Genomic DNA, 9,169 nt, shown 5'->3' on the forward strand with positions numbered 1-9,169 from the left:
GAGAATCCCGTGAACCTGATCAAGCGAATCCTGCCCGGCCCCGGCCCTGGCCCCGGCAATGGCGCCCGCGCGCTGGTGGCCGCCGGCGACCGCGCGCGCGACGCGCGCGACTGGCCCGCCGCCGCCGCGCACTACCGCCAGGCGCTGGACGCGGCGCCCGCGTTGCCGGCCATCTGGGTCCAGTACGGCCACGCGCTCAAGGAAAGCGGCCAGCTCGCGGCCGCGCGCGACGCGTACCGCCGCGCCGCCGCGATGGCGCCGGAAGTGGCCGACACCCACCTCCAGATGGGCCACGCCGCCAAGATCGCCGGTGACCTCGGCGAGGCCGCGGCATGCTACGTCCAGGCGCTGTCGCTGCAGCCGGACTACGACGACGCGCTGCGCGAACTGCAGGCGCTCAGCGTGCGCGGCGTGCGCGTGGACGTCAGCGCGCTGCGCGGGCAATGGGGCGGCGACGCCGCCGCGGCCGCGCCCGGCGATGCGCCCGCCGATGCCGCCACCGCCACCGATACCGCCACCGACACCGCCGGCCAGCTCGCGCGCGCGCAGTCGGCCCTGGCCGCGATGCTCGAACAGGCGCGTTCGCTGGATGACGGCGGGGCGGCCGCCGCGCCGGCACACACGCCGGCACACACGCCGGAACACGCGCTGGCCGCGCGCCAGGCGCGCGAGCAGTTGGCCAGCGCCGTGGAAATCCTGCGCAAGCTCGATGCGCGGGCGCTCGCCCCGATTGCCGCCGACACGCACGGCGATAGCCACGGCGATGCCCACGGCAGCGCCGGCCGCCGCGCCGCCGCGGTCGTGTTCGACGCGACCGACCTGATCCACCATTTCCGCCGCTCGCGCCTGCCCACCGGCATCCAGCGCGTGCAGCTGGAGATGATCTCGGCGGCCGGCCAGCCGGGCCAGCCACGGCCGCGCGTGTGCTACCTCGGCGCTGACGGCTGGCTGGAGGCGCCGGCCGGCCTGTTCGTGCGGCTGTGCCGCATGTGCCTGGACCACGCCGACACCGCCCAGGCCGAGTGGGAGCAGGCCATGATGCAGCTCGACCTGCTGATGCACGATGGCGGCGCCATGGCCTTTCCACGCGGCGCGTGGCTGGTGAGCCTGGGCACCTCGTGGTTCCCCGACTACCTGCTCCATGTGCGCCTGGCCCGGCGCGAGCACGGCATCCGCTATGTGCCGTTCGTCCACGACCTGATTCCGGTGGTCCTGCCGGAGTATTGCGTGGACGACCTTGTCGACCGCTTTTTCGCCTGGCTGCTGGGGGTCTTCACCCATGCGGACCACTTCCTCGTCAACTCCGAATCGACGCGGCGCGATCTCGTCACCGCGGCCGCGCGGCTCGGCCACCACCTGCCCGACGCGCGCATCGAAGTGGTGCGCCTGGACGCCGACATCCGCAAGCCGGCGCGGTCCCGCCCAGATCCCGCGGCCATGCGCGCGTGGGACTGGGGCCGGCAGCCGTTCGTGCTGATGCTGTCCACGGTGGAGCCGCGCAAGAACCATCTCGCGGCGCTGCGCGCGTGGCGCGACCTGATCGGCCAGCATGGCGCGCGCCGCGTGCCGCAACTGGTCTGCGTGGGCGGCAAGGGCTGGAAAAACGAGGCCGTGTTCGCCATGCTCGACGCGGACCCCTTGCTCGCCAGCCGCGTGACCATGCTCTCCGGCCTGGCCGATGCGCAGCTGGCGCTGCTGTTCGAGCGCTGCCTGTTTACGCTCTACCCGAGCTTCTATGAAGGCTGGGGCCTGCCGGTGACCGAATCGCTGTGCTACGGCAAGGTGCCGCTGGTGTCGGACGTGGCCTCGCTGCCGGAGGCCGGCGGCCAGTTCGCGCACTACTTCGACCCTCACGCGCCCGCCGACCTGCTGCAGGCGCTGGAGCGGCTGACGTTCGACCTCGCCTATCGCGAGGCGCGCGAACTGCGCATCCGCGCCGAATTCCGGCCGCGCACGTGGCAGCAGCTCGGCGCGCAGATCGCGCGCGCGCTGTCGGCATGGGATGCGCAGCCGGAGGGGGCCGGCCGTGCCGCCGAGGGTGCCGCGCCAGACCCAGCGCCGTGCGCGCCGCGGCTGCTGCCGGCGCGCTACTACCCGCTGGCCACGCAGCGCGCGCCCAGGCTACGGCACGGCGTCGTCGCCGGCGAGAACCTGCGCGCGGGCAACGGCTGGCACAGCCCCGAACCGTGGGGCTGCTGGAGCCGCCCCGGCGAGAGCCGGCTGGCGCTCCACCTCCATGAGGACCTGCGCGGCGGACCGGTGCGCGTCTATCTGGGCGTGCGCGCCATGCCGGGCGCCGGCACGCGCTACCGCCTGGAGATGGGCGACACGGTCTGGGCCGAGGGCGAGCTGGAAGCCGGGCAGACGCGCTGGATCGCCACCGACATGCGGACGCCGGCCACGCCTGGCCAGCCGCTGGAAATCTTCCTGCACAGCAGCCACTACCAGGCGCTGGCCGACTCGACCGACGGCGCCGACCAGCGCGTGATCGGCCCGGCAGTGCTCGGGCTTTACCTGTGCGCGGCGCACGACGTGGCGGCGCGGCTGCAACTGGTGGAGGCCGTGGCGCTCGGCAGCCTCGACACGCTGACCGGCCCCGCCGAAGCGCACGACATGGCCGCAGCCGCGCATGAGACGGCGCGCGAGACGGCGCAACTGCTCGCCGGCCTCTGACACAGGAATCCGCCATGCACCTGACCGATGTCCTCGCGCCCGCCGCCGCGGCATTGCCGCCGCGGCGGGCCAGCACCGTCCAGCCCGTGATCCTGGCCGGCGGCGCCGGCACGCGGCTCTGGCCGCTGTCGCGCGAGCAGATGCCCAAGCCGCTGATCGCCGGGCTGCTCGATGACACCTCGCTGCTGTGCGCGACCGCCGCGCGGCTGGTCGGGATCGAGCGGCATGGGCCCATGCTCGCGGCCGCCCCGCGCGTGATCGCCGTCTGCGGCGAGGCCCATCGCTTCGCCGCCGAACAGCAGTTGCGCGCCAGCGGGCACCGCGCCCGGCTGCTGCGCGAGCCGTGCGCGCGCAACACCGCGCCGGCACTGACCGTGGCCGCGCTCGACATCGCCGCCGACGACCCCGCCGCCGTCATGGTGGCAATGCCGGCCGACCACGCGATCGCCGATGCCGGCGCGTTCCGCGACACCATCGCCCACGCGGCCGCGCACGCGCGCCACGGCGCCATCGTGACGCTCGGCGTTGCGCCCACCGCGCCCGAAAGCGGCTACGGCTATCTCCGGCTGGGCGACGCGCTCGACGCCGGCGGCGCCCGCGCGCTCGACCGCTTCGTGGAAAAGCCGCCGCGCGGCGAGGCCGAAGCCTATGTCGCGTCCGGCAACTACTGGTGGAACAGCGGCATCTTCGTCGTGCGCGCGGACGTGTGGCTCGACCTCGCCGCGCGGCTGCAGCCCGACACCCTGGCCGCGTGCCGGCTCGCCCACGCCGGCGCGCGGCGCGAAGCCGACAGCCTGCTGCTGGACACGCAGGCGTTTGCCGCGTCGCCGGCCGAATCGATCGACTACGCGATCATGGAGCGGCTGGCCGACCACCCCGGCCTGGCGCCCGCGGTGGTGGTGCCGCTCGACGCGGGCTGGGGGGACCTCGGCGCCTGGGATGCGATCTGGCAGCGCCTGCCGCACGACGGCGACGACAACGCGGTGCGCGGACAGGTGCTGCTCGAAGGCGCGCACTCCACGCTCGCGCACGCGGGCAGCCGGCTGGTGGTCTGCGTCGGCACCCGCAACCTGGCCGTGGTGGAGACGCCCGATGCCGTGCTCGTGGCCGACCTCGCCCACGTGCAGCAGGTCAAGGCCGCGGTCGAACGCCTCCGCGCGCAGCACCCCGCCGAAGCCAGCCAGCACCGCCGCGTGGAACGGCCGTGGGGCCGCTTCGAATCGATCGACCGCGGCGAGCGCTTCCAGGTCAAGCGGCTGGTGGTGGAGCCCGGCGCGCGGCTGTCGCTGCAGATGCACCACCACCGCGCCGAGCACTGGATCGTGGTGCGCGGCACCGCGCGCGTGACGCGCGGCGACGAATCATTCCTGATCAGCGAGAACCAGTCCACCTACATCCCGCTCGGCGTGGCGCACCGGCTGGAAAATCCGGGCAAGACGGCGCTGGAGATCATCGAGGTGCAGTCGGGGAGCTACCTCGGAGAGGACGATATCGTGCGCCTCGAGGATACCTATGGCCGTCTTCCGCAGTGAGCGCCGCATGGCGGATTATGCGCAGAATCTGTCGCTATCCGGTCATGCGCGCGCCGTAGCATCGGTCGCGCCCGTCACCCGTTCCGCCGTGTTCCTCGCACCATGACCGCTACCGACTCCATCGCCCTGTCCGGCATGTCCCGCCACGCCAACGCCTCCGGCGAGGACGACATCATCGTCATGCAGACGTCCGACGCGTCGAGCCGCTACTTCGACATGATGATGCTCACCGCCCGGACCGCGCGCCGCTACTGCGAGCACCACGGGCTGCGCTACCAGGGTTTCATCGGGCTGAAGCGCGGCAACCGGGCCTGGCACGCCACCTACAACCGCATCGACCTGCTGCAGGAACTGATCCAGCGCGACCATCGCGGCTGGGTGCTCTACGTGGACGCCGATGCGTGGATCGTCGACATGACCTTCGACCTGCGCGGCTACCTGCGCGACAAGCAAGGCTACGCGATGATCGCCGCGCCGGCCGGGCACGTGCGGGATTTCTTCTGGAACGTGAATATCGGCGTGATGCTGTTCAACCTCGGCCACCCGTTCACGCGGCGGCTCGTGCGCGACTGGGAAGCGTTCCTGTCGAGATACCGGCTGGAACGCGACGCGATCGACTGGAACGGACAGGTCCCCGACGACCAGGGCATGTTCCACCAGTTGCTGGACAAGCACGCGGACGCCGAACCGCTGGTGCTGCACGCGGACAAGAGCCTGCTCAACTCGCCGTGGGCCAGCTTCGTGCGTCAGGCCATCCGCGCCGAGAACACCGATATCGACGAACGCCTGCGCCGCATCGCGGCGGAGGTAGAGCAGGCGCTGGGCCACCAGGCCGGATGAGACTCGCCGCATCCGCCACCGCCACCGTATCCACCGAACGCTCCGCGCGCTCGCCGCGCGCCGAAGCCGCCGCGCGGCCATCCCTTCTCCATACCGTCAATCCACCATGCCCGACCCACACGCCGCCGCGATATCGATGCCGCCTTGCACCCTGACCGACCTGGCCAACGCATTCCGCTCCGACAAGGGCACCATCCATCCGGAGCCGCATTCGTACACATTGGTCTATGACATGCTGCTGCAGCCGCGCCGCCACAGCGTCAGGCGCATGCTGGAGATCGGCCTGTGCGCGGGCGGCCCGGAAGTGGGTGCCGATCCGCAGCGCCGCCCGCCCGATGCGCCCTCGGTCAGGATGTGGCTGTCGTATTTCCCGGCCGCGCAGGTGCACGGTTTCGACATCTCGGACTTCTCATTCTTCGAGCATCCGCGCTTCGAATTCTCGCGCGGCGACGCCGGCGTGGAACGGGACCTGCTGGCGGCGGTGCACGGCCGCGAGGACTACGACCTGATCATCGACGATGGCTCACACGCCTCCTTCCACCAGCAGCTCGCATTCAAGTGCCTGTTCCCGCGCCTGCGGCCCGGCGGGCTCTACATCATCGAGGACCTGCACTGGCAATCGCCGTACTACGAGCACGCGTTGCCGCCCGCGCCGCGCACGGCGGAACTGTTCGACCACTGGTTCCACACCAGGACATTTCCGCCGGCGCGCTGCGCCGAACTGGAGGGCCTGGGCGCGCTCGCGGCCGACATCGATTTTGCCTTCACGCTGACCCAGCCTTTCGTGCCGGCCAGCCCGCCCAAGCTGGCGATCGTCCAGAAGCGCTGGCAAGCAGCCTAGCAGGCGAATCCCGGGAGAATGCGATGGGTATCGATGTCTATGTGCTCGACTTCCTGATGCGCGCGCGCCGGCGCCCGCTGGGCGCCACCCTGTGGCTGGGCCGGCAGGGCTTTCACATCGGCGCGCCGCAGGCCATGCTGGCGCAGGCGGTGCTGGATGCCCACGCGCCCGGCACGCGGCTGCCTGACATCGCCGGCGACACCGGCTATGGCGAGGCGCTGTTCCGCTTCCTCGGCGCCAGCTCGGTGCAGGCGATGGACCAGTCGGCTTATGAAGGCGCCACCTTGCTGCATGACCTCAACCGCCCGGTGCCGGCCGCGCTGCACGCGGGCTTCGACTGCGTCTTCGACGGCGGCACCATCGAGCATGTGTTCAACGTGCCGGTGGCGCTGGCCAACGTGCATGCGATGCTCAGGCCGGGCGGCGTGTTCCTCTCGGTCAACGCCGCCAACAACCAGCTCGGCCATGGCTTCTACCAGTTCAGCCCGGAGTTGATGTGGCGCGTGTTCTCGGCCGCGGCGGGATACCGCATGGAAGCCATGTACCTGATGAGCCTGGCCGGCATGCCCGCGCCGCAACGGCTGACCGACCCGGAACGGATGGGCCGCCGCGACGAGATCGGCAGCACCGCCGGGCCGATGTACCTGATGGTGGCGGCGCGCAAGCTCGCCGGCGCCCAGCCGCTGCCCCACGTCCAGCAGAGCGACTACGCGCGCGCCTGGCTCGGCACGCCGCAGGCGGGCGCCTGAGCGGCGGGCCGGCGCCGCCGCCGGCCGGGCACGGCGCCACCGCCCCTCTCACCGCAAGAACTGGTGCCCCGTGTAGACCGGCGAGAACAGCAGGTTGAGGATCGACACGAACTTGGTCACGCCGTTCGCCTCCGCGTTGGCGATGTAGAGCACGTCCTTGTCCCGCATCGCGAACCGCTGCGCCAGGAAATAGCTGCCGGGGTTCATCATGTCCAGCCGGTAGATCACCGGCCGCGCCTGCCCGGCCTGCTCCGCCTCCTGTGGCTGGTAGCGGAAGACGAAGACCGCGCGCGGATCGGCCTGGAGGTCGCCGGGGCCGCCGACCTTGGCCACGGCTTCCGCGAGATTCAGCTTGACGCTCTCGAACGGGACCTGCGACACCTTGCCGGCCGCGCCGAACACCGAGTAGGTGCGCGGCCGGCGCTCGACCAGCAGGCGGTCCTGCGGCCGCAGCAGCAGGTTGGCGTCGCTGTCTGGGGTCAGGTCCGCCAGCGGCAGGTCGATGGTCTGGCGGTCCCGCGTGAGCAGCACCGCCACGTCCTGCGTCGGGTAGGCGGCGCCGCCGGCCAGCGCGACCATGTCGAGCACGCGCTCGCCGGTGGCGGACAGGGGCACGCGGCCGGGCTTCTTGACCTCGCCCATCACCAGCACGCTGTTGGAGAGGTTGTCGCGCACGCTGACCATCACCTGCGGGTCCTGCGACTTGCGCTTCAGCCCGGCGCGGATGGCGTCCTCCAATTCGCGCGGGGTGCGGCCGGCGGCGGGCACGCGGCCGACATAGGGCACGGGAATGGTGCCGTCGGCGGCGACGGTCACCACGGGCATCGCCTGCCCGGCGGCGGTGGGCAGCGGCCCGGTGCCGAGGCTGCCGGGCAGCATCGCGCCGAAGCCCGACGACGGGCCGAACAGCGTGGTGCCCACCTCGAACACCGATACGTTGAGCGTATCGCCGGGCCCGATGCGCTCGACGGAGGCATCCGCCGCGGCCGCAGCCGGCGGAATCGCCGCGGCGGCCTTGCCCGGCTGCGCGTCGAGCTGCGTCACCACCGGCGCGTCCAGGTCGATGATGCGGAAGCCGAGCGTATTGGCGGCGCTGTCCTGTGCCTCCTGCACTTCGCGCGCGGTGGGGCCGCTGCTGGGCAGCGTGCCGCAGCCGGCGGCCAGCACGGCGCAGCCGAGCGCGAGGAGTCGGGGAATGCGGGAGGAAATCGACATGGTCATGGTCGTCATGGTGAGGGGGGTCAGGCGCGGTGCACGCGCGCGTACATCCGGGCCAGCCGCGCCTGGTAGCGCGCCGGGGCGAACCGCTGCGCCTGGCGCAGTCCGGCCGCGGACAGCGTGGCGCGCAGCGCGGCGTCGCCGTCGAGCCGGCGCAGCGCCCGCGCGATGTCGTCCACGCGATAGGGGTCCACCAGCAGCGCGGCGTCGCCGGCCACCTCGGGCAGCGACGCCGCGCTGGAAGTCAGCACGGGCGTGCCGAGCGCCATGGCTTCGAGCACCGGCAGGCCAAAGCCCTCGTACAGCGATGGAAACGTGAGCGCGCGCGCGCCGCGCACGAGCGTCATCAGCCAGGCGCGCGGCAGGTAATCGTAGCGGCGGATCCGCTCGGCGACGCCGCGCAGCGTATGTCCCCCTTCCCCTTGCAGCAGGCGCACCTCCGCCCCGCTCTTCCACGCGCGCGCGCCGACGATGACCAGCGGCGTGCGCACCTGCGAGGCCAGGTAGGCCTCGACCAGGCGGCCGATGTTCTTCTTGGGCTCGATCGCGCCGAAGTACAGGAAATAGCCGCCCGGCTCCAGCTCGAACGTGGCGGCGAGCCGGGATGCCACGCTGGCTGCGTCCGCGTCGTCGTCCGGCGGGATCACGGCCTGCCAGGTGTTGGTCACGCGGGCCGGATCGGTCTCGGGGAACATGGCCAGCAGGTCCGCGCGGCTGGTGTCCGACACCGTGCAGATATGGTCGCCCGTGCGCAGGCAGGCCCGGACCAGGCGATGGTGATAGCGTTTGTTCTCCAGCGAGGTGTAGGGCAGGCGCAGCGGCACGAGATCGTGGATCGTGTACACGTTGCGCGCGCCTTCCACGCGCACCGGCAGCGGATAGGTCCAGTGCATGATCTCGGGCGGATCGGGCAGGCGCAGGCGCAGGAAGCGGCCGTGCCGCCGGAAATGCCGCGCGGCGGCCTCGAACACGTCGGCGCTGGTGAACAGCCGCTCGCAGGCCGGCACGCGGTCCTCCAGGCCCGTGGCCAGCACGTGCCCGGCGCGCGGCACCGGCACCGCGCGCCGGCCGAACACATCGCGCACGCCCTCGCCGACGGCGGCGAGCCGGCGCGCCATGCCGCGCCGCGCGGGCGGCTCGCGGTCCAGTCCGTCGAAGAACAGCACTTCGCGCAGCGACGCCGGCGCGCGGTGGCCCACCGCCACGCCGTAGACGAGATCCACGCCGTGCCCCATCGCGCGCAGCGACCAGGCCAGCGTGCGCGCGTAGGTGGCCACGCCGGAACCGTTGGGCAAGGCGAGGTTGAAGCCATCGAT

At 72.3% G+C, this 9,169-nt stretch carries 7 protein-coding genes; 5 read left to right on the top strand and 2 right to left on the bottom strand.

Annotated elements, in window-relative coordinates; all coding sequences use genetic code 11:
- Positions 1-9: 9 nt before the first annotated feature.
- From K206_RS40995 to K206_RS0124835, 5 genes are all read left to right on the top strand, one after another.
- Positions 10-2,673: a glycosyltransferase family 1 protein gene (locus K206_RS40995; RefSeq protein WP_052165986.1), complete on the top strand. Its 2,664-nt coding sequence runs from the start codon at positions 10-12 to the stop codon at positions 2,671-2,673.
- A gap of 14 nt (positions 2,674-2,687) precedes the next feature.
- A complete protein-coding gene (locus K206_RS0124820) occupies positions 2,688-4,205 on the top strand; it encodes a mannose-1-phosphate guanylyltransferase/mannose-6-phosphate isomerase (protein ID WP_020205088.1) in 1,518 nt (505 codons plus the stop codon).
- A gap of 102 nt (positions 4,206-4,307) precedes the next feature.
- Complete coding sequence (locus tag K206_RS0124825) at positions 4,308-5,045, top strand: hypothetical protein (protein ID WP_020205089.1); 738 nt, start codon at positions 4,308-4,310, stop codon at positions 5,043-5,045.
- A 136-nt stretch (positions 5,046-5,181) separates the two neighbouring features.
- On the top strand, positions 5,182-5,886 hold the full coding sequence (locus K206_RS39235; RefSeq protein ID WP_020205090.1) for a hypothetical protein: 705 nt from the start codon (positions 5,182-5,184) through the stop codon (positions 5,884-5,886).
- Between the two features lie 23 nt (positions 5,887-5,909).
- Complete coding sequence (locus tag K206_RS0124835) at positions 5,910-6,635, top strand: class I SAM-dependent methyltransferase (RefSeq protein ID WP_020205091.1); 726 nt, start codon at positions 5,910-5,912, stop codon at positions 6,633-6,635.
- A gap of 48 nt (positions 6,636-6,683) precedes the next feature.
- On the opposite strand, the gene K206_RS0124840 is transcribed toward K206_RS0124835, so the two are convergent.
- The gene (locus tag K206_RS0124840) at positions 6,684-7,850 is read right to left on the bottom strand and encodes a polysaccharide biosynthesis/export family protein (RefSeq protein WP_196812919.1); all 1,167 of its coding nucleotides are present in this window, start codon (positions 7,848-7,850) and stop codon (positions 6,684-6,686) included.
- A 26-nt stretch (positions 7,851-7,876) separates the two neighbouring features.
- The coding region (locus K206_RS0124845) for a glycosyltransferase family 1 protein (protein ID WP_020205093.1) at positions 7,877-9,169 on the bottom strand (1,293 nt) is incomplete at its 5' end.

Source organism: Cupriavidus sp. WS, from assembly GCF_000395345.1.
Lineage (GTDB): Bacteria > Pseudomonadota > Gammaproteobacteria > Burkholderiales > Burkholderiaceae > Cupriavidus > Cupriavidus basilensis_B.